Annotated in this window: 23 protein-coding genes; 14 read left to right on the top strand and 9 right to left on the bottom strand. The window is 67.7% G+C overall.

The window, feature by feature from the left end; genetic code table 11:
• Positions 1 to 4 precede the first annotated feature (4 nt).
• The 11 genes from HB681_RS09530 to HB681_RS09480 all read left to right on the top strand — a co-directional run bounded on the left by HB681_RS09530 (position 5) and on the right by HB681_RS09480 (position 13,991).
• The gene (locus HB681_RS09530) at positions 5 to 913 is read left to right on the top strand and encodes a UPF0280 family protein (RefSeq protein ID WP_213954556.1); all 909 of its coding nucleotides are present in this window, start codon (positions 5 to 7) and stop codon (positions 911 to 913) included.
• Positions 914 to 923: 10 nt separating this feature from the next.
• A complete protein-coding gene (locus HB681_RS09525; protein ID WP_213954555.1) occupies positions 924 to 1,565 on the top strand; it encodes an amino acid synthesis family protein in 642 nt (213 codons plus the stop codon).
• 85 nt (positions 1,566 to 1,650) lie between these two features.
• Positions 1,651 to 2,235 (top strand): amino acid synthesis family protein, encoded by a 585-nt coding sequence (locus tag HB681_RS09520; RefSeq protein WP_213954554.1) that lies wholly within the window; start codon positions 1,651 to 1,653, stop codon positions 2,233 to 2,235.
• 197 nt (positions 2,236 to 2,432) lie between these two features.
• Positions 2,433 to 3,638 carry an ABC transporter substrate-binding protein gene (locus tag HB681_RS09515; protein WP_213954553.1) on the top strand — a complete coding sequence of 402 codons (1,206 nt, stop codon included), beginning with the start codon at positions 2,433 to 2,435 and terminating at the stop codon, positions 3,636 to 3,638.
• A 58-nt stretch (positions 3,639 to 3,696) separates the two neighbouring features.
• Entirely contained in the window at positions 3,697 to 5,634 is a 1,938-nt protein-coding gene (locus tag HB681_RS09510) for an ABC transporter permease (protein ID WP_213954552.1), read from the top strand.
• Positions 5,631 to 6,398 (top strand): ABC transporter ATP-binding protein, encoded by a 768-nt coding sequence (locus HB681_RS09505; protein ID WP_213954551.1) that lies wholly within the window; start codon positions 5,631 to 5,633, stop codon positions 6,396 to 6,398. The genes HB681_RS09510 and HB681_RS09505 overlap by 4 nt, the downstream gene beginning before the upstream one ends.
• A 184-nt stretch (positions 6,399 to 6,582) precedes the next feature.
• Positions 6,583 to 7,317, top strand: coding sequence for an ABC transporter ATP-binding protein (locus tag HB681_RS09500; RefSeq protein ID WP_213954550.1), 735 nt, complete (start codon positions 6,583 to 6,585; stop codon positions 7,315 to 7,317).
• A gap of 64 nt (positions 7,318 to 7,381) precedes the next feature.
• A complete protein-coding gene (gene pncA, locus HB681_RS09495; protein ID WP_213954549.1) occupies positions 7,382 to 8,092 on the top strand; it encodes a bifunctional nicotinamidase/pyrazinamidase in 711 nt (236 codons plus the stop codon).
• Positions 8,093 to 8,102: 10 nt separating this feature from the next.
• Entirely contained in the window at positions 8,103 to 8,585 is a 483-nt protein-coding gene (locus tag HB681_RS09490) for a (2Fe-2S)-binding protein (protein ID WP_213954548.1), read from the top strand.
• A 124-nt stretch (positions 8,586 to 8,709) separates the two neighbouring features.
• On the top strand, positions 8,710 to 12,453 hold the full coding sequence (locus HB681_RS09485) for a molybdopterin cofactor-binding domain-containing protein (protein WP_213954547.1): 3,744 nt from the start codon (positions 8,710 to 8,712) through the stop codon (positions 12,451 to 12,453).
• Between the two features lie 338 nt (positions 12,454 to 12,791).
• Entirely contained in the window at positions 12,792 to 13,991 is a 1,200-nt protein-coding gene (locus tag HB681_RS09480) for a fumarylacetoacetate hydrolase family protein (protein ID WP_213954546.1), read from the top strand.
• 87 nt (positions 13,992 to 14,078) lie between these two features.
• On the opposite strand, the gene HB681_RS09475 is transcribed toward HB681_RS09480, so the two are convergent.
• Complete coding sequence (locus tag HB681_RS09475) at positions 14,079 to 14,681, bottom strand: hypothetical protein (protein WP_213954545.1); 603 nt, start codon at positions 14,679 to 14,681, stop codon at positions 14,079 to 14,081.
• Between the two features lie 350 nt (positions 14,682 to 15,031).
• On the opposite strand from HB681_RS09475, the gene HB681_RS09470 reads away from it, so the two are divergent.
• Positions 15,032 to 15,478, top strand: coding sequence for a glycine zipper 2TM domain-containing protein (locus HB681_RS09470; RefSeq protein WP_213954544.1), 447 nt, complete (start codon positions 15,032 to 15,034; stop codon positions 15,476 to 15,478).
• On the opposite strand, the gene HB681_RS09465 is transcribed toward HB681_RS09470, so the two are convergent.
• The gene (locus HB681_RS09465) at positions 15,479 to 15,880 is read right to left on the bottom strand and encodes a response regulator (RefSeq protein ID WP_213954543.1); all 402 of its coding nucleotides are present in this window, start codon (positions 15,878 to 15,880) and stop codon (positions 15,479 to 15,481) included.
• Between the two features lie 258 nt (positions 15,881 to 16,138).
• Here HB681_RS09465 and HB681_RS09460 point away from each other — a divergent pair, with 258 nt between their 5' ends.
• Entirely contained in the window at positions 16,139 to 17,308 is a 1,170-nt protein-coding gene (locus tag HB681_RS09460; RefSeq protein WP_213954542.1) for a cation:proton antiporter, read from the top strand.
• A 44-nt stretch (positions 17,309 to 17,352) separates the two neighbouring features.
• Here the strand turns inward: HB681_RS09460 and HB681_RS09455 are convergent, their stop codons facing one another.
• The 4 genes from HB681_RS09455 to HB681_RS09440 form a co-directional block, all read right to left on the bottom strand.
• Positions 17,353 to 17,970, bottom strand: coding sequence for a response regulator (locus tag HB681_RS09455; RefSeq protein ID WP_213954541.1), 618 nt, complete (start codon positions 17,968 to 17,970; stop codon positions 17,353 to 17,355).
• 86 nt (positions 17,971 to 18,056) lie between these two features.
• The gene (locus HB681_RS09450) at positions 18,057 to 18,452 is read right to left on the bottom strand and encodes a hypothetical protein (protein ID WP_213954540.1); all 396 of its coding nucleotides are present in this window, start codon (positions 18,450 to 18,452) and stop codon (positions 18,057 to 18,059) included.
• The gene (locus HB681_RS09445; RefSeq protein WP_213954539.1) at positions 18,452 to 18,883 is read right to left on the bottom strand and encodes a DUF202 domain-containing protein; all 432 of its coding nucleotides are present in this window, start codon (positions 18,881 to 18,883) and stop codon (positions 18,452 to 18,454) included. Before HB681_RS09445 ends, HB681_RS09450 begins: the two co-directional genes overlap by 1 nt.
• A 223-nt stretch (positions 18,884 to 19,106) precedes the next feature.
• Positions 19,107 to 21,002 carry an ATP-binding protein gene (locus tag HB681_RS09440; RefSeq protein ID WP_213954538.1) on the bottom strand — a complete coding sequence of 632 codons (1,896 nt, stop codon included), beginning with the start codon at positions 21,000 to 21,002 and terminating at the stop codon, positions 19,107 to 19,109.
• A 509-nt stretch (positions 21,003 to 21,511) separates the two neighbouring features.
• On the opposite strand from HB681_RS09440, the gene HB681_RS09435 reads away from it, so the two are divergent.
• Positions 21,512 to 22,327 (top strand): DUF3313 domain-containing protein, encoded by an 816-nt coding sequence (locus HB681_RS09435; protein ID WP_213954537.1) that lies wholly within the window; start codon positions 21,512 to 21,514, stop codon positions 22,325 to 22,327.
• Positions 22,328 to 22,602: 275 nt separating this feature from the next.
• Here HB681_RS09435 and HB681_RS38010 read toward each other — a convergent pair whose 3' ends face one another.
• From HB681_RS38010 to HB681_RS09425, 3 genes are read right to left on the bottom strand one after another with little or no spacing between them, the layout of a single operon-like run.
• Positions 22,603 to 22,926: a hypothetical protein gene (locus HB681_RS38010; protein WP_256734871.1), complete on the bottom strand. Its 324-nt coding sequence runs from the start codon at positions 22,924 to 22,926 to the stop codon at positions 22,603 to 22,605.
• On the bottom strand, positions 22,899 to 23,336 hold the full coding sequence (locus tag HB681_RS38005) for a helix-turn-helix transcriptional regulator (protein WP_256734870.1): 438 nt from the start codon (positions 23,334 to 23,336) through the stop codon (positions 22,899 to 22,901). Before HB681_RS38005 ends, HB681_RS38010 begins: the two co-directional genes overlap by 28 nt.
• Positions 23,333 to 24,343 carry a helix-turn-helix domain-containing protein gene (locus HB681_RS09425; RefSeq protein WP_213954536.1) on the bottom strand — a complete coding sequence of 337 codons (1,011 nt, stop codon included), beginning with the start codon at positions 24,341 to 24,343 and terminating at the stop codon, positions 23,333 to 23,335. Before HB681_RS09425 ends, HB681_RS38005 begins: the two co-directional genes overlap by 4 nt.
• Positions 24,344 to 24,420 lie beyond the last annotated feature (77 nt).

The following is a 24,420-nucleotide window of genomic DNA, read 5'->3' as shown; positions in this document are numbered from 1 at the left end:
CGCCATGAACGCACTGCGCGTCGCGCTCGACAACCATCGCTTGCACTGGAGCCACGGCCCGATCGACATCGTGGCGGAGGCGCATGGCGCCCCTGACGTCGTCGCCGAGGCGCACGAGGCGGCATGGCAGCGCTTCGGCACGGTGCTGGGCGAACTCGTGGGCGAGTTGCCGGCATTGCGTCAGCCTGTTGGTGCGCACTGCGCGGTGAAGGGCGTCGCGGCATGCCGGATGTGGCGTGCGTGCGAACCGTTTCGTGCAGGCTTCATCACGCCGATGGCGGCCGTGGCCGGCTCGGTTGCGCAGGAGCTGATTTCCTTCTATCAACGCCCCGGCATCGAGCGCGCATGGCTCAACAACGGAGGCGACATTGCATTGCATCTCGCGTCAGGACAGTCGGCGCGTGTCGGGCTGTTCGCCGACATCGCGCGCTTCGATCCGCGCGACGCGGGCCGCATCGACGTCGACGGCCACTTCGACATCACGGCCGACATGCCGGTTCGTGGCGTGGCCACCAGCGGCTGGCGTGGGCGCAGCTTTTCCCTTGGCATCGCCGACAGCGCGACGGTGCTCGCCGCGACCGCCGCACAGGCCGATGCAGCGGCCACCATCATCGGCAACGCCGTGAACGTCGACGATGCCGGCATCCATCGCCGGCCGGCCAGCGAATGCAAGGACGACAGCGATCTCGGCGACATCCCGGTGACGGTCGGCGTGGACACCCTGCCGCCCGCGCAGGTGCGCCGCGCACTCGATGCGGGCGTGGCACGTGCACGCGAGCTGCAACGCGCCGGCCTCATCTTCTCGGCCGTGCTGGTTTGCCAGAACCAGCACCGTGTCGTCGAGCCCTTATGCTCCATTGCCGCAGCGCCTGAATCGGCGCCGGCGATGGCAGTTGGTTCAGTATTTGCTTAATGAAATCCGCATGATCGAAATCCGCCGCGTCTTCACCCAGGTCGAGCAGATCCACCACGAGTTCGGCCCGCGCGCCGACACGCCTTTGGTGCGTGGCGCCATCGGTGCCGTGCTGACCAATCCGTTCGCCGGCCGCTACGAGCCCGACATCCTGCCGATGATGACCCTGCTCGACCCGGTGGGCGTCGAGATGGCGCACAAGCTGCTGGCCGCAATGGACGTGAGCGTCGAGCAGATCGCCACCTACGGCAAGGGCGCGATCGTCGGCGCCGCCGGCGAACTGGAACACGGCGCGCTGTGGCATGTGCCGGGCGGCTACGCGATGCGCGAACTGCTCGGATGGAAGGGCGATCGCGCCGCCTACCGTGCGGGCAAGGTCGAGGAGAAGACTGGGCAGCCCGGCAACGCGCTGTCGATCGTGCCCTCGACCAAGAAGGTCGGGGCGCCCGGCGCCACGCTCGACGTGCCGCTCACCAACATCAATGCAAGCTATGTGCGCGGCCAGTTCGACGCGATCGAAGTGCGCGTGCCCGGCGCGCCGGCGGCCGACGAGATCGTGTTCATCCTCGCGATGACGACGGGCTATCGCGTCCACGCGCGTGTCGGTGGGCTGCTGGCGGAGAACATCAGCAAGTGGGATGGATTGCGTTGAACCTCCGAATCCGGGCAGCCGAACGCAGAAGTCGCAAAGGTTTCGCAGAAGTCGCAAAAGAAGACATGAAAGAGTAAGGACAGACATGCCAGCCAATATTCGCAAGCTCGTCGTTCAGGTGGACGAGACCCGCATCGAGATGGGCAAGGCCATCGAGCCGCCGACGCGCCGTGCCGTTGCCATCGCCGTGATCGACAACCCCTACGCGGGACGCTATTCCGAAAACCTCGACGAGCTGATTGCCATCGGCGAGGAGCTGGGTGCGCTGCTTGGCGAGAAGTGCGTGAAGGCGCTCGGCATCGCGCCGGGCGAGGCGCAGAGCTACGGCAAGGCCGCGATCGTCGGCGAGGCCGGCGAGCTGGAACACGCCGCCGCCATCCTGCACCCCAAGCTCGGCGCACCGTTGCGCGTGGCCGTCGAGAAGGGCGCCGCACTCGTGCCGTCGAGCAAGAAGCGCGGCACGCTGGGCACCGCCATCGACGTACCGCTCGGCCACAAGGACGCTGCGTTCGTGCGCAGCCACTTCGATGCGGTCGAGGCCCGCGTGTCCGATGCGCCGCGCGCCAACGAGATCGTCGTCGCCGTCGCCGTCACCGACAGCGGCCGCCCGCTGCCGCGCATCGGCGGATTGCAGGTGTCTGAGATCAAGGGCCAGGATGGCTTGCGCTGAGGCGCGTCAAATGCTGCAAATACAGATGCGGACATCCGGACGCAGAGGACGCGAAGGTTTCGCGAAGGACGCGAAAGAAAACCGAAAAGATCTTCAGGGTTTTCTTTGTCTTCTTTCGCGTCCTTTGCGTATCTTCGCGACCTTCGCGTACGGTCAAGTCCGAATTCAAGATCTTTCCATTCCCTAAGGAGCTTTCCATGAACCCCCTGCGCCACACCTTCACCGCCGCGGCGATCGCGACGCTGGCCACCGCCCTCGTTCCCGCGCATGCGCAGGGCGTCATCAAGATCGGCGAGGTCAATAGCTACAAGGCGCAGCCCGCCTTCCTCGATCCCTACAAGAAGGGCATGGAACTGGCGGTCGAGGAAATCAATGCCAAGGGCGGCATCGACGGCAAGAAGGTCGAGCTCATCACGCGCGACGACAACGCCAACCCCGGCGACGCCGTGCGCGTGGCCGAGGAACTGGTGGCGCGCGAGAAGATCGACGTGCTGACCGGCACCTTCCTGTCGAACACCGGCCTGGCCGTGGCCGACTTCGCCAAGCAGAAGAAGATCTTCTTCCTGGCCGGCGAACCGCTCACCGACAAGATGACCTGGCAGGGCGGCAACGACTACACCTACCGCCTGCGCCCCGGCACCTACATGCAGGCCGCGATGCTGGTGCCCGAGGCGGTCAAGCTGAAGAAGAAGCGCTGGGCCATCGTGTACCCCAACTACGAATACGGCCAGTCGGCCGTGGCCGCGTTCAAGAACCTGCTGAAGGCCGCGCAGCCCGACGTCGAGTTCGTCGCCGAACAGGCGCCGCCGCTGGGCAAGGTCGATGCGGGCGCGGTGGCGCAGGCGCTGGCCGATGCCAAGCCCGATGCGATCTTCAACGTGCTGTTCGGCGCGGACCTGTCGAAGTTCGTGCGCGAGGGCAACACGCGCGGCCTGTTCAAGGACCGCGCCGTCGTCAGCGTGCTCACCGGCGAGCCCGAGTACCTCGACCCGCTGAAGGACGATTCGCCCAACGGCTGGATCGTGACCGGCTACCCGTGGTACGGCATCCAGACGCCCGAGCACAAGGCCTTCTTCCTGGCCTATCACGAGAAGTACAAGGACTATCCGCGCCTCGGCTCGGTCGTCGGCTACAGCATGATCAAGTCGGTCGCGGCCGGCATCGCGAAGGCGAAGAGCACCGATTCGGCCAAGCTGGTCGAAGCCTTCAAGGGGCTGCCTGTCGACACGCCGTTCGGCCGAATCACCTACCGCGCCGAAGACCACCAGTCGACCATGGGCGCCTTCGTCGGAAAGACGAAGAACGACAACGGCAAGGGTGTGATGGTGGACTACGTGTACCTCGACGGTGCCAAGTTCCAGCCGCCGGCGGCCGAGATCAAGAAGGCTCGCGCCGCCAACTAAGCCGAGGCCGCACGCCTCGCGTCTGACCTGATCGTTTGCTGTCTCAAGGGAAGTCCGGATGAGTCTCTCGTCGCTGCTGCTGCAATTCCTCACCGGGCTGTCCTCGGCTTCCTCGCTGTTCCTCGTGGGCGCGGGACTGTCGCTGATCTTCGGCGTCACGCGCATCGTCAACTTCGCGCACGGTTCGTTCTTCATGCTCGGCGTGTACCTGGCGTACACCATCGTCGACCGGTTCGGCGGCGGCGTCGGCTACTGGCCCGGCGTGGTGCTGGCGGCACTGGCGGTCGGCGTGCTGGGCGCGCTGATCGAGATGGTGCTGCTGCGCCGCATCTACAAGTCGCCGGAGTTGTTCCAGTTGCTCGCGACCTTCGCGCTGGTGCTGGTCATCAAGGACGCGGTGCTGTACCTCTGGGGGCCTGACGAACTGCTCGGGCCGCGCGCACCGGGCTTCAAGGGCTCGGTCGAGATCCTGGGGCGGCAGTTCCCGAGCTATGACCTGTTCCTGATCGTGGTCGGGCCGGTGGTGCTGGGCCTGCTGTGGCTGCTGCTGACCCGCACGCGCTGGGGCACGCTGGTGCGCGCGGCCACGCAGGACCGCGAGATGGTGAGCGCGCTGGGCATCAATCAGGCGTGGTTGTTCACGGCGGTGTTCGCATTGGGCGCGACGCTCGCGGGGCTCGGCGGCGCGCTGCAATTGCCGCGCGAGCCGGCGACGCTGGTGCTGGACCTCAACACCATCGGCGCGGCCTTCGTGGTCGTGGTGGTGGGCGGCATGGGCTCGATCCCGGGCGCTTATGCGGCGGCATTGCTGCTGTCGGAAATCAAGGCGGTCTGCATCTGGCTCGGGGTGGTCAACATCCTGGGTTACGACGTGTCCTTCTCCAAGCTCACGCTGGTGGCCGACTTCGTCGTGATGGCGATCGTGCTCGTGTGGCGACCGTGGGGCCTGTTCGGCCGGCCGCAGGCGCCGAGCCGCTATGTGGGCATGGCGGAGGAGCCGTTGCGCCGCGCGAGCAAGGGCTATGCGTGGGCGATGGCCGCCTTCGGCATCGCGCTGATGGCGCTGCCGCTGGTCACGGCCGACTCGCCCTACACCACGGTGCTGATGATCGACCTGCTGGTGGCCGCGCTCTTCGCCGCCAGCCTGCACTTCATCATGGGCCCGGCCGGCATGCATTCGTTCGGCCATGCGGCGTACTTCGGCCTCGGTGCTTATGGCGCGGCGCTGCTCGTGAAGTCGAGCGGCATGCCGATGGAACTCGCGCTGGTCGTCGCGCCGCTGGTCGCGGCCATCGGCGCCTTCGTCTATGGCTGGTTCGCGGTGCGGCTGTCGGGCGTGTACCTCGCGATGCTCACGCTGGCCTTCGCGCAGATCACCTGGGCCATCGTCTACCAGTGGGATGCGTTCACCGGCGGCAGCAACGGCCTCACGGGCGTGTGGCCATCGGAATGGCTGTCGGACAAGCGTGCCTACTACTGGCTCACGCTGGTGCTGGTGGCGGCCGGCATCCTGCTGCTGCGCCGCGTGCTGTTCTCGCCCTTCGGCTATGCGCTGCGCGCGGGGCGCGACTCGGTGCTGCGCGCCGACGCCATCGGCATCGACGTGAAGCGCATGCAGTGGACGGCCTTCGTCATCGCGGGCACGGCGGCGGGCCTGGCGGGCGCGCTGTATGCATTCTCCAAGGGCAGCATTTCGCCCGAGACGCTGAGCGTGGACAAGTCGGTCGACGGCCTGGTGATGGTGCTGCTCGGCGGCGTGCAGACGCTGGCCGGGCCGGTGGTGGGCGCAGTGACGTTCAGCTGGTTGCATGACACGGTGGCGCGCAACACGGACTACTGGCGCGCGATGCTGGGCGCGATCATCCTGATCCTGGTGCTGCTGTTCCCGCAGGGCATCGCGGGCTTCGCGAAGCAGTTGTTCGAACGGGCCACCGGAGGGCGCAAGGCTGTGGCGCCACCGTCCACGGCGGGCGCGAGCGGGAGCCAATCCACATGACGCTTCTTCAAGTCAACAACCTCGGCAAGTCCTTCGGCGGCGTGAAGGCCGTGGACGGCATCAGCTTCGACCTCGCGGCGGGCGAACTGCTCGCGCTGATCGGCCCGAACGGTGCGGGCAAGTCGACGACCTTCAACATGGTCAATGGGCAGCTCCGTGCGGACCAGGGCTCGATCACGTTCGACGGGCACGAACTGGTCGGGCAGAAGCCGCGCGCGATCTGGAAGCTCGGCGTGGGCCGCACCTTCCAGATTGCGGAGACCTTCGCCTCGCTCACCGTGGCAGAGAACGTGCAGATGGCCTTGCTGTCGCACGACGGCAAGCTCTATGCGATGTGGCGCCGCGCGTCGGACCACAAGCGCGACGAGGCGCTGGCGCTGCTCGACCAGGTCGGCATGAAGGCGCAGGCCGACCGGCCTTGCAGCGAACTCGCGTATGGCGACGTGAAGCGCGTCGAACTCGCGATCGCGATGGCCAACTCCCCCAAGCTGCTGCTCATGGACGAGCCCACGGCCGGCATGGCGCCGAAGGAGCGCAATTCGCTGATGGCGCTGACCAAGGAACTCGTGATCCAGCGCGGCCTGGCGGTGCTGTTCACCGAGCACAGCATGGACGTCGTGTTCGCCTACGCCGATCGCATGATCGTGCTGGCGCGCGGCCGTCTCATCGCGCAGGGCAAGCCGCTGGAGATCCGCGACCATCCGAAGGTGCAGGAGGTGTACTTCGGCACTGGAAAGACCTTTGAGAAGGTGGAGGCGGTATGAATACGGGATCGGGAACCGTACGCAGAGGACGCGAAGGTTTCGCGAAGGACGCGAAAGAAAACCAAAGAGGAAAAGAAGTCGAAGGAAGAAGAGAAAACCGCAAAGAATTTTTTTGTCTTCTTTCGCGTCCTTCGCGTATCTTCGCGCCCTTCGCGTACGGTCAAGTCCGCATTCAGGAGACCTCATGAGCACCCCGGAAACCCTGCTCACCACCAAGGCGCTGTGCGCCTGGTACGGCGCCGCGCAGATCCTCTACGACGTGGACCTCGAAGTGCGGCGCGGCGAGGTGGTCGCGCTCATGGGGCGCAACGGCGCGGGCAAGTCGACCACGCTCAAGGCCATCATCGGCATGCTGCCCAAGCGGCGCGGCGCGGTGAGCTTCCTGGGCCATGACATCTCCAAGCGCGAGCCGCACGTCGCGGCACGGCTGGGCCTTGGCTTCGTGCCGGAAGACCGGCGCGTGTTCACCGATCTCACGGTGATGGAGAACCTCGAAGTCGGCAAGCAGCCCGAGCGCCGCTGGGCCGACGGCTCCGTCGCGCCGGTGTGGACGCCGGAGCGGCTGTTCAAGCTGTTCCCCAATCTCGGCGAGATGCCGAACCGCCCCGGCGGACGCATGAGCGGCGGCGAGCAGCAAATGCTCACGGTGGCGCGCACGCTGATGGGCAATCCGTATCTCGTGCTGCTCGATGAACCGTCGGAAGGCGTGGCGCCTGTGATCGTCGAGCAGATGGCGCACATGATCCTGGAACTCAAGGCGCAGGGCGTGAGCATCCTGCTGTCGGAGCAGAACATGCACTTCGCGGAACTGGTGTCGGACCGTGCCTATGTGCTCGAGAAAGGCCAGATCCGCTACCAGGCCTCGATGGACGAACTTGCGGCGAACGACGAAGTGCGCCGCGCTTACCTCAGCGTTTGACATCAGCGTTTGACATCAGCGTTTGACCGAAGAAGTTTCCTCAACCGTCACAGGAGCGACCACCATGCAACGCAGAACCATCCTCCACGCCGGCGCCGCACTCGGGCTGGCCGCGATCGCGCCGCAACTCGTCTGGGCGGCCGCCAAGGTCAAGCCCGCCGGCAATTCCGCATTGATCGTGGTCGACGTGCAGAACTGTTTTCTCGACGGCGGCACGCTCGCGGTGAAGGGCGGCAACGAGGTGATCCCGGTCATCAACAAGCTCGCGCCGGCCTTCGACAACATCGTCGTCACGCAGGACTGGCACACGGCAGGCCATGCATCCTTCGCCAGCACCTATCCGGGCAAGAAGCCGTTCGAGACCACGAAGCTCAAGTACGGCACGCAGGTGCTGTGGCCCGACCACTGCGTGCAGGGCACGGACGACGCCGGCCTTGGCAAGGAGCTCGCGCTGCCCACCGCGCAGCTCATCATCCGCAAGGGCTTCCACAAGGACATGGACAGCTACTCGGCCTTCGAGGAAGCCGACCACAAGACCGCGACCGGGCTGGCGGGCTACCTCAAGGGACGCGGCATCAAGACGATCTTCGTGACCGGGCTGGCGACCGACTTCTGCGTGGCCTGGACCGCGATGGACGCGCGCAAGGCCGGCTTCGAGGTCTACGTGATCGAGGACGCGACGCGCGGCATCGACCTCAACGGCTCGCTGGCCGCAGCGTGGAAGCAGATGACGGCCAAGGGCGTCAAGCGCATCCAGTCCTCCGACATCGCCTGACGACGGACGCATGAGAAGCAGCGGGCTCGCATGCACGGTCAATGGACGCGAAGTCGAGCTGCCCGGCGTGTCGCGCGAGGCGTCGTTGCTGCACATGCTGCGCAACGACCTCGGGCTCAACGGGCCCAAGTACGGCTGCGGCCTCGGCCAGTGCGGTGCCTGCACCGTCTGGGTCGATGGCGTGGCGGCGCGCGCCTGCGTGATCCCGGCGCATGGCGTGGCCGGGCGCGCCATCACCACGCTCGAAGGATTGGGCTCACGCGGAGACTGGCATCCGGTCCAGCAGGCCTTTGAGGATGCGCAGGCCGCGCAGTGCGGCTACTGCCTCAACGGGATGGTGATGCAGGCGGCAGCCCTGCTGGCACGCGATCCGCAGCCGAGCGAGGAACGCATCCGCGCCGAGCTGTCGGGCAACCTGTGCCGTTGCGGCACGCACATCGAGATCCTCGATGCCGTGCGGCGCGCCGCCGTGCTGATGAGCGCCAAATCATGAGCGCCGGATTTATCCCTTCTCCCCTCGGGGAGAGGGCCAGGGGGAGGGCCGCAGCGGTCGAAGAAGCGCGGCCCATGCCACCGCCGCAAACCCTCACCCCAGCCCTCTCCCGAAGGGAGAGGGAGTGACACGCCGCGCCGACCAGCCCCGCACCCGCGCGGATTTCCTCCAGGTCGATGGCGCACTCGTCATCGTGCGCGACACCCCGCCTCCGCCCGCACCCGCGCCGGGCCAGCCCCCCGGCGTACCCGGCAATCCAGCCGAAGGCCCCGATATCCTGCTCGCACTCTGGGACGACGGCAGCGCCACCGCGCTCAACGGCCACGTCGACCTCGGCACCGGCTTGCAGACCTCGCTCGCGCAGATCGTGTGCGAGGAACTCGACCTGCCGCTGGCGCGCTTGAAGATGGTGCTCGGCGACACCTCGCGCGCTCCCAATCAGGGCGCCACCATTGCCAGCGCCTCCATCCAGATCCATGCCGCGCCGCTGCGCATGGCGGCTGCGCAGGCACGCCACTGGCTCATCGCGCAGGCCTCGGAATGGCTCGGCATCCAGGAGGCCGAACTCACCGTGACCGAAGGCCGAGTGCATGCGCGCGCCGATGCCACGGTGGGCCGCAGCTTCGCCGAGTTGCTGCAAGGCCAGCGCAGCGTGCTGATGCTCGAAGGCGACATCCGCCTCAAGCCGGTGGGCGACTACCGCCTCGTCGGCACCCGCGTGCCCCGAGTCGACATCCCGGCCAAGCTCGCGGGCGACACCGTGTTCGTGCACGACATGCGGGTGCCCGGCATGCTGCACGGTCGCGTCGTGCGGCCGCCGTATGCCGGCGCGGACCACGGCGACTTCATCGGCAATACGCTGGAATCGGTCGACGAGTCGTCGATCGCGCACATCCCCGGCATTCGCGCCGTCGTCGTCATCCGCGATTTCGTCGGCGTCGTGGCTGAGCGCGAGGAACATGCAGAGCAGGCGCTGCGCGAACTGCGCGTGACATGGAAGGCGTGGCCGGGCCTGCCTTCGCTGGATGACCTCGAAGGCGCCCTGCGTGCGAATCCGTCGACGCAGCGCCTGCTGGTCGACGAGGGCGATGTCGAAGGCGCGCTCGCCGGCGCGGCCCAGCCGATGCCGCGCACCTACGTGTGGCCGTACCAGATGCATGCGTCGATCGGCCCGTCGTGCGCGTTGGCGGATTGGCGCGGTGACGCTTCGACGCATGCGCATGGCGGCCCGATGCTGACCGTGTGGGCCGGCACGCAGAACCCGCACGTGCTGCGCGCCGACCTCGCGCGCCTCACTGGTCAGCCCGATGTCGCCATCGAGGTTATCCGCATGGAAGCGGCCGGCTGCTACGGCCGCAACGGCGCCGACGACGTTGCGGCCGATGCCACGCTCCTCTCTCGCGCGGTTCATGCGCCAGTGCGCGTGCAGCTCACGCGCGAGCAGGAGCACGTGTGGGAGCCCAAGGGCGCCGCGCAACTCATGCAGGTCAATGGCGGGCTGGCGGCGGACGGCAGCGTGGCTGCCTACGACTTCGAGACCTCGTACCCCTCGAACGGCGCGCCCACGCTCGCGCTGCTGCTGACGCGCACCATCGAGCCTGTCGCGCAGGCCTTCGAGATGGGCGACCGCACTGCGCGCCCGCCGTATGCGTACGAGAACCTGCGCGTCAAGGTCAACGACATGCCGCCGATCGTGCGCGCATCGTGGCTGCGCGGCGTGTCGGCGCTGCCGAGTTCGTTCGCGCACGAGTCCTACGTCGACGAACTGGCGACCGCATCGGGCATCGACCCGGTCGAATTCCGGCTGCGGCACCTGCCCGATCCGCGCGCGGCCGAACTGCTGCGCGCCACCGCGCAAAAGGCCGGCTGGCGCATGCGCACCGGGCCGCGGGAGAACGCCGATGGCGGGCTTGGGGCCGGTGGCGACATCCTCTTCGGACAGGGCGTGGCCTATGCCCGCTACATGCACAGCAAGTGGCCGGGCTTCGGCGCCGCATGGGCCGCTTGGGTGGCCGATGTCGAGGTCAACCAGAAGACCGGCGAGGTGCATGTGCGCCGCGTGGTTGTCGGGCATGACGCCGGGCTGGTCATCAATCCGGCCGGCGTCGAACACCAGATCCACGGCAACGTGATCCAGACCACCAGCCGTGCGCTCAAGGAGAAGGTGCGGTTCACGCCGCAGGGCACGCCGAACGCCGGTACGGTGGCGAGTCGCGAATGGGGCAGCTACCCGATCATCAACTTCCGCGAAGTGCCGGTGATCGATGTCGTCCACATGCCGCGCCCCGGAGAGCCGGCGTTGGGGGCAGGCGAGTCGTCGTCAGTGCCGGGGACGGCGGCCATTGCCAATGCGATCTTCGACGCTACTGGCGTGCGCTTCCGCTCGCCGCCGTTCACGCCGGAGGTGGTGCTGGCGGCGTTGAATCCGCTCCCTCCAGGACAAGGTGCACCGGACTTACTCCCTCTCCCTCCGGGAGAGGGCAGGGGTGAGGGCGAGCGGTCGCCAAGCGCTGACTCAGCCGCACCCTCATCCCAGCCTTCTCCCGGAGGGAGAAGGAGCAAGGCCGCCTGGGTGACGGCTTTTGTCCTCGGCAGCATCGGCGCCATCGCCGGCCTGTTCGGCTGGCGCTCCACCATCGCGCCAGTGGCCTTGAGCGCCCCGGTCTACACCGAAGCCACCATCGAGCGCGGCCGCATCCTCGCGTCCATCGGAGACTGCGCCGTATGCCACACCGCGCCCGGCGGGCAACCCAACACCGGCGGCCGCGCGATGGAAACGCCCTTCGGCACGCTCTACAGCACCAACCTCACGCCGGACGCCGGCACGGGCATCGGCCAATGGTCGTTCAGCGCCTTCCAGCGCGCCATGCGCGAAGGCATCTCGCGCGACGGCCATCGCCTGTACCCGGCCTTCCCCTACACCGCCTTCGCGAAGACCAGCGACGACGACCTCACCGCGCTTTATGCGTACTTCATGTCGCAGCCCGCGGTGCGCAACGAAACGCCGGCATCCGAACTCAAGTTCCCGTTCAGCGTGCGCCCGCTCATGGGCTTCTGGAACGCGATGTTCCATGACCCCACGCCGTATCAACCCGTGACCACGCAGAGCGCCGAATGGAACCGTGGCGCCTACCTGGTCAACGGACTCGGCCACTGCGGCGCCTGCCACACGCCGCGCAACGCGCTCGGCGCGGAGCAGGGCGGCAACGCCTACCTTGCCGGCACGATGGTCGACGGCTGGGAGGCCCCCGCGCTCACCGCGCGTGCTACATCGGCGGTGCCGTGGAACGCCGATGCGCTCTACAGCTACCTGCGCAACGGGCACAGCGCGCAGCACGGCATCGCCGGCGGCCCGATGGCCGAGGTGGTGCGCGAACTCGGCGCCGTGGCGGATGCCGACATCCGCGCCATGGCCACCTACCTCGCGTCGTTCAACCCGGCATCGACCGAAGCGGCCGCCGCCATGAAGGCAAGGCAGGTCGTTGCCAATGCAGCCAGCCGCCAGGGCCTGCTGCTGGGCCCCGCGCAACGCATGTTCGACAGCGCCTGCGCCAGTTGCCACCATGACGGCAACGGCCCGACCCTGCTCGGCGTCAACACGCCGCTCGCGCTCAACAGCAACCTCACGAGCGCCTCGCCTGACAACCTGCTGCAAACGATTCTCGACGGCGTGCGCGAGCCGGCATCGCGCGACATCGGCTTCATGCCTGCGTTCCGCGACGCGCTCGACGACCGGCAGATTGCGGAACTGGCCGCCTACATGCGGGCGCGCTTTGCGCCGCAGGAACCGGTGTGGGCCGATCTGCCGGCGCAGGTTGCGCGGGTGCGTGCCGCACAAGCGCATGCCGCGCAGACCGCTGCACGTTGAGTCCGTGGGCCGAACGGGCCGTCGCGGTCAAGTGGCTGCCCACCACGTCTACGGCGTCTACCGCGCAGATTGCACCGAGCCGGATGGATCGGCGGTGATTCGCAAGTAGCGAAGCGCCTCATGGGGCCGTGTCCAGAGTCTCCGCAAGCGAGCCGATGACTGCCCGATGCCACACCGCGACCGCAGCCTGGCCGCTCGCACCTCGATGCGTGCGCAATGCGCCTCAGCGTGGTTGAATCGGCAGCTCGCACAACGCTGCCGAAACGCAGCACGCGCGCCGGCCCTGCATGCCGGCGTCGCAGACCGCCTTCCCGAAACCACCGCCTCCGGAGACCTCCATGCCCACAGCCACGTTCAATTCCCAGCAAGCCTTGCCAGCCGATGCCGACCGCGCCACGCTGGTCGGGCGCATGTGGCAGCCGGATGTCGGGCCGGTGCTGGTGGCGGTGCATCAGGGGCAATTGCATGACCTGTCGCACATCGCGCCCACCGCCAGCCAGCTGCTCGAACTCGACGTGCCGGTCGCGAAGATCCGTGCGGCCCTGAAAGACGGCTCCGCCCCGTCCCTGGCCGCGCTCGACGACGTGCTGGCCAACAGCGACGAAGGCTTGCGAGACACGGAAAAGCCGTGGCTGCTCGCGCCGTGCGACCTGCAAGCCATCAAGGCGAGCGGCGTCACCTTCGTCGCAAGCCTGCTGGAGCGCGTCATCGAGGAACAGGCGCGCGGTGATGCGGCCAAGGCCGAGTCGATCCGCACCGGGCTGAGCAGCGTGCTCGGTGACAACCTGGCCGGCATCGTGCCGGGCTCGCCGGAAGCCGCGAAGGTCAAGGAGGTGCTGATCGCGCAGGGCGTGTGGTCGCAGTACCTCGAGGTCGGCATCGGCCCCGACGCCGAGATCTTCACCAAGGCGCCCGTGCTGTCCGCGGTCGGCACCGGCGCCGATGCGGGCATCCACGAAGGCTCGGTCTGGAACAACCCCGAGCCCGAGGTCGTGCTGGCCGTCAACAGCCAGGGCCACGTGCGCGGCGCGGCGCTGGGCAACGACGTCAACCTGCGCGACTTCGAAGGCCGCAGCGCGCTGCTGCTCGGCAAGGCCAAGGACAACAACGCCTCCTGCGCGATCGGGCCGTTCATTCGCCTGTTCGACGAGCACTTCGGCATCGCGGACGTGCGCCGCATCACGGTCGGCCTGCAGGTCACCGGGCCGGACGGCTTCGAGATGGAAGGCGCGAGTTCGCTCTCGAAGATCAGCCGCGATCCGCTCAACCTGGTGAGCCAGGCCATCGGCCGGCATCACGACTACCCCGATGGCCTGATGCTGTTCCTCGGCACCATGTTCGCGCCGACGCAGGACCGGCACGGCCCGGGCCAGGGCTTCACGCACATGGTGGGCGACTGGGTAACGGTCTCGGCCCCCGAACTGGGCGCGCTGACCAACCGGGTCGTGCATTCGCAGCAGGCCGAGCGCTGGACTTTCGGCATCGGGGCGTTGATGCGCAACCTGGCGAAGCGCGGGCTGCTCGGGCAGCAGTCGTAGTCGGCCTTCGGCCCAGGGGTTCACGCGCCCAGCCGGCGCGAGCGCCTGCAGGCGCAGCGCATGTTGCCGCGCCGGGCGGTTCAGGCCTCAAGGCATGAAACCGCGGCGGTCGCTACGGCCGCGCAGACGGCCCAGGAATCGCGCGAACCTGCCCCGTGGTCGACCCGGGCGCTGGATTCCTGCGCCGTCCGGTGCGGAGCCCGGCGCATGCGAACCGGGCGCGCGAAGCGACTGGCTGGGTGCCGGATGTCCCTGCAATTGAGCGGGCGCGGTCGTCACATGCCACAGGCCGTCGTCGTGCTGGCGGGGTTCGAAGCCGGCGAGCTGCGCGAAGCGTATCCAGTGCGCATCCCGGAAGCTGCAGAAGAATTGAAAGTCTGCATACCGGGCGCGCAACCTTGCGATCAAGGCGCGGCCTGCACCACGCTTGCGGTGGCCGGGCATGACGAACAGGTATCGAAGCTCAAGGCCCACCTGCGGCCCGTGGTCGACGACGAAGGCCAGCGCCGATCGGCTTGCCACCAACTCGCCGCGGCCCTCGTGGATCATCTGCAGGACATCTTCCGCAAGCAGCGGCGCCTTGCAGCCCGCGTGCTGTTGCTCCAGGAACCGCGCGAGCTCTTGAGGTGTCCGTCGATGGAATGGCTGCCTCTTGCCGGCAATTGCACGCATCAACTTGCGCCACGGCAATTCATCGCGCGCCCGCCGGGCACTCGGCGTGGATGTGGAGGTCGAGCCCTCAGGCAGCCATGCCGAGTCGACATGATCGTGCGAAGTTTGATTCGAGGTCGCGTGGGAATGCCGCGGGGCGCGAGGCCTGTGGTGCATGGTCGTGGTTCATCCGCGTGGCGGCCCGACCGACGCTTGACCTGTGCACCGCACGATTGCGGCGCTACACCCTAGAACTTTATTATAACAATTGATCAACAATTGTGGCCAGCGATATGTTGGATTGCGTAAATTCAAGGTCTCACGCGCGTGTGCAACTCAAAGGCCTTCCTCCTGCGTTGCATGCACGAATCCCAACCCAAGGAGCATTCATGACTGGTCATCTCGTTTCCCGTATCGTCGCTGTGGCCTTGACCGTGGCGCTTGCAGCCTGCGCGGCGCCTGGCGCGCAACCCGGCGCGATGGAGGTCCGCCAGGCCACGATCGAACAGATCACCCCGACGCAGTTGCAGAGCAACCATCACGCAGGCCTCGGCGCCGTCGCTGGCGGGCTCGCGGGCGTGGGCATCGGCAGCCTGATCGGTGGCGGCACCGGGCGCGACGTGGCCATGGTCCTGGGCGCCGTGGGTGGCGCCGTGGCCGGCAACGAGGTGCAGAAGAGATACGACCAGCCCGCGCCGGGGCAGCAGGTCGTCGTGCGCACCGGCAGCGGCGTGCTGTTGTCCATCTCGCAGCCTGTCAACCCGGGCCTGCGCGTGGGGCAACGCGTCTACATCGAAGGCAGCGGCGAAGGCGCGCGCGTCGTCCCGCGGCAGTAGTCATGCATCCTCGGCGGTAGGTGAGGGCGCCGATCCGCGCGCCACTTCGATCGCGGCGAGCAGGTCGCTGCCAAGGAAGGGCTTGGCCAGGTAGGCACACGCACCGCGCCGCATCGCCTCCTGCCGCAGCGCTGGCGCGTCGTGCGCGGTGACCACGATCACCGGCGTCTGGTTGCCCCGTGACCGCAATTCCGTGAGCAGTTCCAGACCGGACATCGCCGGCAACTGGAAGTCGGTGACGATGCAGGCGGCGCCTTCGACAGGGCTCTCGGCCAGCAGCGCTTCCGCCGACGGATACGTTCGCGGGTTCGATCCGGCTGCGTGCAGCAACCGCTCGATGGCCTGCCGCATGCTGTCGTCATCGTCCACCACAAGAACTGCGCCGCTGGGGATCGGGTTCATCGAGCGGACCGGTGGCGACCGCAACGCGTCAGGGGTTGCCGGGTCGGCCGACGCCTCGGGTGAGCAGGGTCATGGCTTGCCGTCCTTTTCTGATGGATGCGTTCATCGCGTCTCATCATTGCGCGCGCGCCGGCCCGGCGAAAGCGGGTCGTTGGGCAATCCGGCTGCCCGAAAGGGAAGCTCGCCTGCCCTTCGACCCGATGGTTCTGCGGCTCGCGACATCGCACCATGGCGGGCACATCACCCGCAGTCACTCCCTTGAACCACATACCGGTCTTCTGGGTCCTCGTCGCATCGGTGCTGGCGCCGCTGCTCGGCGAGATCCCGATCGGATCCAGGGTGCCGGTCGTGGTGTTCGAGGTCTCGCTGGGCATCGTCATCGGTCCGCACGTGCTCGGCTTCGCGACCTTCGATGGCTTCATCCTGCACATGTTCACCTTCGGCATGGCGGCCACGCTGCTGATGGCCGGCATCGAACTGGACTTCGGCGAGATCAAGGGAAGGCCGCTGCTGCTCGGGGTCGGCGGCTGGGTCCTGTCGGTGGGGGTGGGCCTCGCCGTGGTGGGGGCGATGCACCTCATTCCGAACGTCGATGCGCCGCTGATGACGGTGCTCGCACTCTGCACGACCGGGCTCGGCATGCTGGTGCCCGCGCTGCGCGACGACGGACGGATGGACTCGCGCTTCGGCCGGCTCCTCATGGCGGCCGGCACCATGGGCGAGGTGGCGCCGATCGTCGCGATGTCGGTGCTGTTGTCCACCCAGTACAGCAGCCTGAAGGAGGCCGGCTTCCTGCTCGTCTTCCTCGTCATCGTCGGCGCTGCGATCGTCACGGGCCTGCGCGCGCGGCCGCCGCGGTTGCAGGCCATGCTGGACCGGCACATCAACAGCAGCACGCAGATGCCGGTGCGCTTCTCGTTGCTGCTGCTGGGTGTGATGTTGCTGATCGCGCAGTCCTTCGGCTTCGAGAACATCTTGGGTGCGTTCGCCGCCGGCATGGTGGTGGGGCAGGCCACGCGCGGGCCGGTCGGTAAACCCTTGCGCCACAAGCTCGAGACCCTGTCGTTCGCCTGGTTCTATCCCTTCTTCTTCGTCGGCACCGGCATCAAGTTCGACATCACCGCGCTCGCTCGCGACACCAGGACGATGCTGCTGGTGCCGGCGTTCGCGCTGCTTTTCCTGCTGGTGCGTGGCGTGCCGGTGCTTCTCTATCGCGGGCAGCTGGCCAAGGGGGAGTCGCTGCCCTTCGCGTTGTCCTCTGCGGTGCCGTCGTTGTCGATCGTCGTCGTGATCAGCGAGATCGGCTCGCACACCGGCTCGATGAGGCCGGACGCCTCGGCGGCGCTGCTCGGCGCCGCGCTGCTGAGCGTGCTGCTGTTCCCCACGCTGGCGGGCGTGCTGCAGCCGCGGCCCAAGATCTTGAGTTGATGTGGCTTTGCCATCTCGACTTGGTCCCCGCGCGGGGTATGCGCTCAGCCTGTCCGGCGAAGCCGCTCGGCGAGCGCGCCCAGATCCGTTGCGGACTCGGCGCCGAGCTTCAGCATCAACTGCGCGCGATGCGTCTTGACCGTGCGCTCGCTGGTCTTGAGCTGGTCCGCGATCTGCTTGTTGAGCTTGCCCGCGATCACGAGGTCGAACACTTCGCGCTCGCGCGGGGTCAGGCTGGCAAACAAGGCATGCAGCTCCCGGGACTCGTCGCGCAGTGCATGTTGGGCGGCATCCTTGGCAAGCGCGCGCTCGAGCGCGGCGAGCAGGGTCTCGCGCTGCACCGGCTTCTGCAGGAAGTCCACCGCGCCGGCCTTCATCGCTCGCACGCCGGAGGCGACATCGGCGCGGCCGGTGAGAAAGACCACGGGCAAGGTGCAGCCATGCTGCTCCAGCACTTCCTGCAGTTCCAGGCCGGACGGGCCGGGCAGGTTGACGTCGAGCAACAGGCAGCCGGCGTGCTCGGGCGGCATCGTATGGAGGAGGAATTCTCCAGTCGATGCATAGCCGCGCGCTTCATGGCCGGCCGCGTCGAGCAGTCGCAGCAGCGCGACGCGCAGGGCGTCGTCGTCGTCGATGACGTGGACAACAGGGTTCTGGCGCATGCGCAGCGGGAGTGGCGGGGAGTGGGCATTCTCCCGAGGCATCGCATCGCCGCCAATTGCACGTTGGGGCAGCGCAGGCGCAGTCCCTACTTTCGCGACCGCAGCACGCGATGCACCAGGCCCCGCACCACGAGGTAGGGAAGCACCGCGAGCAGCGTCGCGATCATCAAGGCCTCGCCGATGTAGATCCAGCGCAGCTCGATGAGCTGGTAGACGCAGTCCATGACGATCGCGAGGCTGAAGACCTTGCCAATGTGCTTCCAGCCCTCCCGCAGCGCGTCGGGCCGGTGGGCGGAGTCCGTGAGCAGGCCCCAGAAGTACAGCGGACGGCCTTCGCGCGCGTCCTGCCGGCCGGCACGCCAGGCGAAGAAGGCCGCGACGCAGGGCTGCAGGATGAAGCGGAAAGCCAGCGGCACATGCCGATGGCTGCCGTTGGTGATGTCCGCCCAGGTGCGGACGAAGGGTTCGAGCAGCTCATGCATCAGAGCACGCGCGAGACGATGCCGAGGAACATGAGCACGCCCGCAACCGACATGACGAGCGCCATCACGAGCGAGGGCTGCAGGATCCGCAGGTTCGGGCGGTCGCGGCGCAGGCCCTTGAGCCGATACCAGTATTCGACGGTGCCCATCACGACGGCCACCGTGCCGAGGCCCGTGAGGAAGAGACCGACGTTGCGCGCCATGCTGGCGCTGTGCACCTGGCCGCCTTGCTGCGTGAAGCCTTCGATGATCTTGTAGATCGTGAAACCGAAGCTGATCATCGACAGGCCGGTGCGCACCCAGGCCATCAGCGAGCGGTCCGCTGCCATCACCGTGCGATCGATGGCGAGGTCGGTGCGCTCCTGCGCGAGGTCGTTCGCGGACCTTGGGGCGGGCGATGGTGTAGGCGATGGTGCGGATGGATCGTTCATGGCGCGTTCGGACGCGACTATGCATGCAGCGAAGGCACGCGTCTACAGCCTGGCGAGCGATTGCCCTTCGAGGCAAATCGGCTGCCCGTCGTTCTGATTTCCAAAGGCCGCATGCCCTGCCACGATGCTGCGCCGAAGGTCTGCAACCAATGGAGAGATGAATGGCAACCAAGCCCCCATCTTCGCCAGGACCCAGCACGAGCACGCAGGCCGCTGCAGGACTTCATGCCCGGGCAGGATCGCCAGCGGCGTGGCCCGCATGAGGCTCTCCCGGATGGCTCGCCTCGGGGCCCGTGTGCTGCATCGGCGCGCCGCTTGCCTGGACGTACTTCGGCAACTGGATGTGGAACGTGGTGCCCACGCCGAGCGTGCTCACGGCCCAGATTCTTCCGCCGTGCGCTTCGACGATGCTGCGCGTGATCGACAGTCCAAGACCCATGCCGCGGCTCTTGGTGCTGAAGAAGGAATCGAACAACCTGGCCAGGTTCTCCGGGGTCACGCCCTCGCCGCGATCGCTCACCCTGATCTCGACATGTTCGGTTTGCTCGACGGTCGCCACCCGGATCGAGCGGCGGTTCTCCGGTCGGTCGCCGATGGCATCCATCGCGTTCATGACGAGGTTGATGAGAACCTGCTGGAGCTGCACCGCGTCGCCGACGACCTGCACCGGATCTGCGCAAGGACGCACCGCGAGCCGCATGTCGCGCCGTCGCACTTCCGCAGCCAGCAACTCGCAACCATCCGCGATCGCGGCGTTGAGCTCGAAGGGCTCGCGCTTGCCGACCTCCCGGGCCAGCAGCGTGCGCAATCGCGAGATCACCTCGCTGGCGCGGATGTCGTCGCGCCGGATGTCGGCCAGGATGGCATCGAGCATCTCGGGGCTGCCGCGGCCCGACTTGAGCAGCAGGTCGGCCGCTTCGGCGTTGGACAGGATGGCGGCCAGCGGCTGGTTGATCTCATGCGCGATCGATGCGGTGAGTTCGCCGGCGACCGCCAGCCGCGAGGCGTGCGCCAGCTCGGTGCCCCGCTGGGCGAGCGCGGTCTCCGCGTTGAGTCGGCGATGGTGCTCGAACAGGAGCAGCGCGATCAGGCCGGTCTCCAGAAGAATGGCCGCACCGCCCAGCAGGCCGGCCGTCCGGTAGGTCTCCCAGAACGAAGGCCGCTTGAACTGGACCACGGCGTCGAGCGGGATGTCCTCGTCGGCGATGCCCCAGCGATTCGCCTGCCGCCAGTCGACCATCAGCGTATTGGCCATCACCGCGGGGAGCTTGAGCGAGGCGGGCGGCTCACCGTCGAGCAGCCGGTTCACGATCTCGCCGGCCTGGTCGCCGGCGTTCTGGAAGCGCGGCACCCGGCCGCCGACCACTCCCGTGCCGATGAAGGTGCTGATCGGCCCGTAGACGGGCACGGCGGATGCCTGCGCGATGAACTCGGCCGCGTCACGCGGCGTGGACCACAGGCTGTTGCCGCTCTGGTAGAAGCCGCCTGTCAGCACCAGCCAGTCTCTATCCAGGTTGCCGAGGCGCCGCTCGAGCTGGTCGGTGGGCACGCCGGCTGCGAACTCGATCTGCACGCGATCGCGCAACGGCGCGGTGCGTTCGCGCAGCATGGATTCCCACTCGCGGTCGCGCTTCGTCGATCCGGTGACGACGAGCAAGTGCGTCGCCGCGGGATGCCAGCGCAAGGCCTGCAGCACCGTGCCCTGGATGTCGTAGTCGATCGGAACGCCGACCACGTCGTCGGGCAGCGGGCCGAGGCGTGGCGGCATCGCGGCGATGACCGCGGCATGCACCACGGGCACGCCCGGAAAGAGCTGCGAACGCTGGCGCAGCAGGAAGTCCAGCGCATCGCGGCCGACCGCCACGACCACCTGCGGCGGATGCTCCACGTACTTGTCGCGCAGGTACGCAAGCATCACCTGCTCGTAGCCATCTCCCACGAACTCGGGCCGGTCGAGGAATTCGCTGTTGATGTGCACCGGCCTGTCGATGGTGCTGACGATCGATGCTCGCAGTCCGGCCTCGACATCGACGTTGCCGGGCACCAGCCTGCCGTTGGAATACAGGACGAGGACATTACGGCTGGCTTGCGCCGTGGCGCTGCCACACGCGAGGAGCAAGCAGAGTGCGACCAGATGCAGCCAAAGCCCCGAACGCGGTTGGCGCGACGGCAGCCGCTGCGGGAGCGCCGCAAGCGACATGGGCAAGGGATGAGCCGGCAAGGGGAGGTGGGACCTCAGGCGGGCGCGCGTGACATCAGGGTCGGCGCGGCGGGGCGGGCCTGCGTGGTCCCGCGATGGGCAGTCTCGGGCACAGCGAACTCCTTTGGATGGTGTCTGCTCCCCGCCGCCGGACGTTAACCAAATTCCAGCGGATTGGCTTGCCCTGATTCGGCCTGGTCGGGACAGTCGAGATCCAGCGATCCGCCGTGACCGGCCCACTTCGTGGGCCCCAATGGTGCCGCCCGTCATTGCGATGTCGGGTATCTTCGCCGTTGCCTGGACGGCGAGCGTGCTGGTCAACTTCGTGGCGCGCTGCGACTCGCTTCGGACGGGCGTCCCTCGCCCGCCCACTCCGCGCGATCGCGCGCAACCCTGAATGGAAAAAATCGATGACCACAAGTAGACGCATGTCCCGACGGGTTGGGGCAACGGCACGCCTCTCGCGCCTCGCGCTCCTTGCCTTGGCCGCGGCATGCCTGGCCGGATGCCAAGCCTACAACGCGGCGCTCGGCAGCGGCACCGCGGTGACAGCCAGCGACGCCACGCGCATGACGCGAAGCGGATTCCTGAGCGACTACGCAAGGCTCAAGCCGGCGGCCGGGCTCGACGGCATCGAATGCTGGCGCGACGCGGCCCTCGACCCAAAGCGCTACGACAAGGCCATGGTCTCGCGCATCGTGGTGTCGCTCGCGCCCGCGAAGAACGCAGCGCCGTCGACCGTCGACCCCAGCGACCTGAAGACGCTGACCGACTATTTCTACCGTTCGTTGCAGACGGCCCTCCAGGCCAATATGCAGGTCGTCGAACAGGCCGGCCCGGGCGTCGTGGTGATCCGGGTCGCGCTCACGGACCTGGTGCCCACGGGTGTCGCCGAGAGCGTGACCGGCACCCTCGTGCCCTATGCGTTCATTGCGGAAGCGGGTTCCGGCGTCGCCACGGGCCGGCCCGCAGGCTCGACGCCGTACCTTGGCCAGACCGGCATGGAGATGCAGTTCCGCGATGGCGCCGCAGGCAAGGTCCTTGCGGAATGCCGCGACACGGAGATCGGCCGGAAGTACGCGGCCGACGTCGACAACGGCACAGCAGGCGCCGCACAGACCTGGGCGAACGGCTACATGAGCTCGTTCCAGAGCTGGGCGTACGCCAGGAATGCGTTCGACAAGTGGTCGCTGCTCGTGGCCCGGCGACTGGCCGAGCTGCGCGGCGCTGGTGGCGCGCCATAGCGGCCTCCCGGCACGGGCGTCGGACATCCGGCACGGGGCCGCTCACGCGAACCGTGCGGCCCGCCGCGCTGCCGTGTTGACCGTGCCGGGGCTACGGTACGGCATAACCGCGCTCGCGCAGCAGCTTCACCTAGCGTCTGATGCGCGCCCGCATGTTCCGCTTGTCCGTATCGTCGAGATCGGACCCAGGATGGATCGGTTGCCAGCGACGATGAACTCGTACTCGTTGGTCACATCGGCAGCGGCTCGGATGGTGTGCTCGAGATCTTCCCGGTTCATCCAACCCCCTTCTGTGTCGCGCGTGGCTTCGACCCGAGCTGTACGCCCTTTTTCAGCGCGCCGACCTGTTCAAGGACGGCAGCACGGACGAGCGGCGGCAGGATCGTCGGCACCGGCGAGGCTTGCCGCAACTCCTTCCCTCGGCGAGAGGTGCTGAGGGTGCGACGCCATTCGCGCCGGTGCAGGATGACCGACCATTCGTCCCACAGAAAGCGTGAGTGCGTGCTTCCCGAGTCGCGCCAGTTTTCCAGGGTCGCGAGGGCTTGCGCGATCAATGCCGGATCGCTGCGCATCAACTTGATCGCCTCCTCGTGCAGCATCGGGCTTTGAAGATCCTGTGCGTCGTGACTGCCTCCGCCTTGACCAGCACCGAAACAGCGGGCACCCGGCGCTCGCGCGGCCCTTCGGCGATACGCGGGGTGACTTGCATGGCGTCGCTTGACAACAGGGCCAGGTCTGCCGAGACGCCAAGCGCTGACATCACGCGCACGTAGTTCCCCATGGAGGGCGACGGGTCGCCGGATTCGATGGCGGCGAGTGTGGTGCGCGAGATGCCGACGCGCTGAGCCAGGGCGGCGCCTGACAGGCCTTGCTGCCGACGAACGCGCTTGAGCCGCTCGCCCAACTGGAGGAGCAGTTGTCGATCCAGAACCGAACTTGAGTCGCTGGGAGCAGTCATCTGTCCAGAATTCCAGACATTCACGCCATAAATGACCAGTTTGCCGGTCATTTCATCGAAATTGCCGATGACCCCTGTGCAAGCACAAGCGAGTTGCAGCCGCCTTGCCCCCGCCGCGCCCGCGTCGCCGAGGGCAGTTCGCCGAAGTGCCGCCGGTACTCGGTCGCAAAGCGCGACGGATGCCAGAAGCCCCAGCGCGCCGCGATGTCGCCGACGGTCGCATGGGCTTGCGCGACCAGTTCGCTGCGCACGCGGTTGAGGCGCATCACGCGCAGGTAGGTCACGGGGCTCAGCTGCAGGGTCTCCTCGAAGGCGTACTGCAGCGCACGGCGCGAGGCGCCCGTGGCCGCGCAGAGGTCGGGCACGGTGATCGGCTCGTCGACGTGGGCACGCATGTACTCGCGCGCGCCGTGGAGGATGCGCCGGCGCGTCGCCGCGCCGGGCCGCACCGATGCCGACCTCGGGCCGGGCGCGATGCAGTCGAGCGCGGCTTCGGTCAATGTCTGCGCGAGCGAGTGTTGCACCGTCGGCTGCTGCATCAGGGCCGGCTGCTGCCGGGCCAGCGACAGGGCCGACGCGATCAGCGCCTTCAGTCCCTCGCGCACCGGCGGTGGCATGTCGACGGCACGGGGCCCGAGGCGCGATGGCGGCCCGTCGTCCCCGGCATGCAGGCGCGCGGCAGTGCGCCGCAGGTGCGCGGTGTCGATCGAGACGCCCGTGATGCGCATGCCCGCGCCGGCGATCAACTCGAACGCGTGGTCCGAGGAAACCGCCAGCAGGCGGTCCGCCTCGATCGGGTGGCCGCAGAACCAGCCGGCGTCCCCCGCCGGCTGCACCAGGCCGAGCGTGTGCGTGCCGGGGCGCGAGCTGCCGCACTGGAGCACCGCGCGGTTGGCCGATTCGTGGAACAGCTGCACCGGGCCCAGGCGCAGCTCCTCGGTGCGGCCCTCGAAGGGGCCGGGCGTGAGTTGCTCGTACTGCTGGTCCCAGGCGCTCACGCTGGTGGCGTGTTCGTCCACATCGCGCGAAGTCCGGGTGGCGAAGGAAATGTCATTCATTGGTTGCTCTTGGTCCGGAATTTGCATCAACCGCGGGGAAACCATGAATTTGAATTGATTCATACCTAAATATCATT

Source organism: Variovorax sp. dw_954 (genome assembly GCF_018449755.1).
Lineage (GTDB): Bacteria > Pseudomonadota > Gammaproteobacteria > Burkholderiales > Burkholderiaceae_C > Variovorax.
The sequence above is the reverse complement of the archived record's forward strand: the minus strand, read 5'-3'. Positions and strand labels throughout refer to the sequence as shown.

Excerpts from the sequence above, each read along its gene's own strand:
- HB681_RS09530 (WP_213954556.1), top strand. The coding sequence starts at position 5 with ATGAACGCACTGCGCGTCGCGCTCGACAACCATCGCTTGCACTGGAGC.
- HB681_RS09525 (WP_213954555.1), top strand. The coding sequence starts at position 924 with ATGATCGAAATCCGCCGCGTCTTCACCCAGGTCGAGCAGATCCACCAC.
- HB681_RS09520 (WP_213954554.1), top strand. The coding sequence starts at position 1,651 with ATGCCAGCCAATATTCGCAAGCTCGTCGTTCAGGTGGACGAGACCCGC.
- HB681_RS09515 (WP_213954553.1), top strand. The coding sequence starts at position 2,433 with ATGAACCCCCTGCGCCACACCTTCACCGCCGCGGCGATCGCGACGCTG.
- HB681_RS09510 (WP_213954552.1), top strand. The coding sequence starts at position 3,697 with ATGAGTCTCTCGTCGCTGCTGCTGCAATTCCTCACCGGGCTGTCCTCG.
- HB681_RS09505 (WP_213954551.1), top strand. The coding sequence starts at position 5,631 with ATGACGCTTCTTCAAGTCAACAACCTCGGCAAGTCCTTCGGCGGCGTG.
- HB681_RS09500 (WP_213954550.1), top strand. The coding sequence starts at position 6,583 with ATGAGCACCCCGGAAACCCTGCTCACCACCAAGGCGCTGTGCGCCTGG.
- pncA (WP_213954549.1), top strand. The coding sequence starts at position 7,382 with ATGCAACGCAGAACCATCCTCCACGCCGGCGCCGCACTCGGGCTGGCC.
- HB681_RS09490 (WP_213954548.1), top strand. The coding sequence starts at position 8,103 with ATGAGAAGCAGCGGGCTCGCATGCACGGTCAATGGACGCGAAGTCGAG.
- HB681_RS09480 (WP_213954546.1), top strand. The coding sequence starts at position 12,792 with ATGCCCACAGCCACGTTCAATTCCCAGCAAGCCTTGCCAGCCGATGCC.
- HB681_RS09470 (WP_213954544.1), top strand. The coding sequence starts at position 15,032 with ATGACTGGTCATCTCGTTTCCCGTATCGTCGCTGTGGCCTTGACCGTG.
- HB681_RS09465 (WP_213954543.1), bottom strand. The coding sequence starts at position 15,880 with ATGAACCCGATCCCCAGCGGCGCAGTTCTTGTGGTGGACGATGACGAC.
- HB681_RS09455 (WP_213954541.1), bottom strand. The coding sequence starts at position 17,970 with ATGCGCCAGAACCCTGTTGTCCACGTCATCGACGACGACGACGCCCTG.
- HB681_RS09450 (WP_213954540.1), bottom strand. The coding sequence starts at position 18,452 with ATGCATGAGCTGCTCGAACCCTTCGTCCGCACCTGGGCGGACATCACC.
- HB681_RS09445 (WP_213954539.1), bottom strand. The coding sequence starts at position 18,883 with ATGAACGATCCATCCGCACCATCGCCTACACCATCGCCCGCCCCAAGG.
- HB681_RS09435 (WP_213954537.1), top strand. The coding sequence starts at position 21,512 with ATGTCCCGACGGGTTGGGGCAACGGCACGCCTCTCGCGCCTCGCGCTC.
- HB681_RS38010 (WP_256734871.1), bottom strand. The coding sequence starts at position 22,926 with ATGCTGCACGAGGAGGCGATCAAGTTGATGCGCAGCGATCCGGCATTG.
- HB681_RS38005 (WP_256734870.1), bottom strand. The coding sequence starts at position 23,336 with ATGACCGGCAAACTGGTCATTTATGGCGTGAATGTCTGGAATTCTGGA.
- HB681_RS09425 (WP_213954536.1), bottom strand. The coding sequence starts at position 24,343 with ATGAATGACATTTCCTTCGCCACCCGGACTTCGCGCGATGTGGACGAA.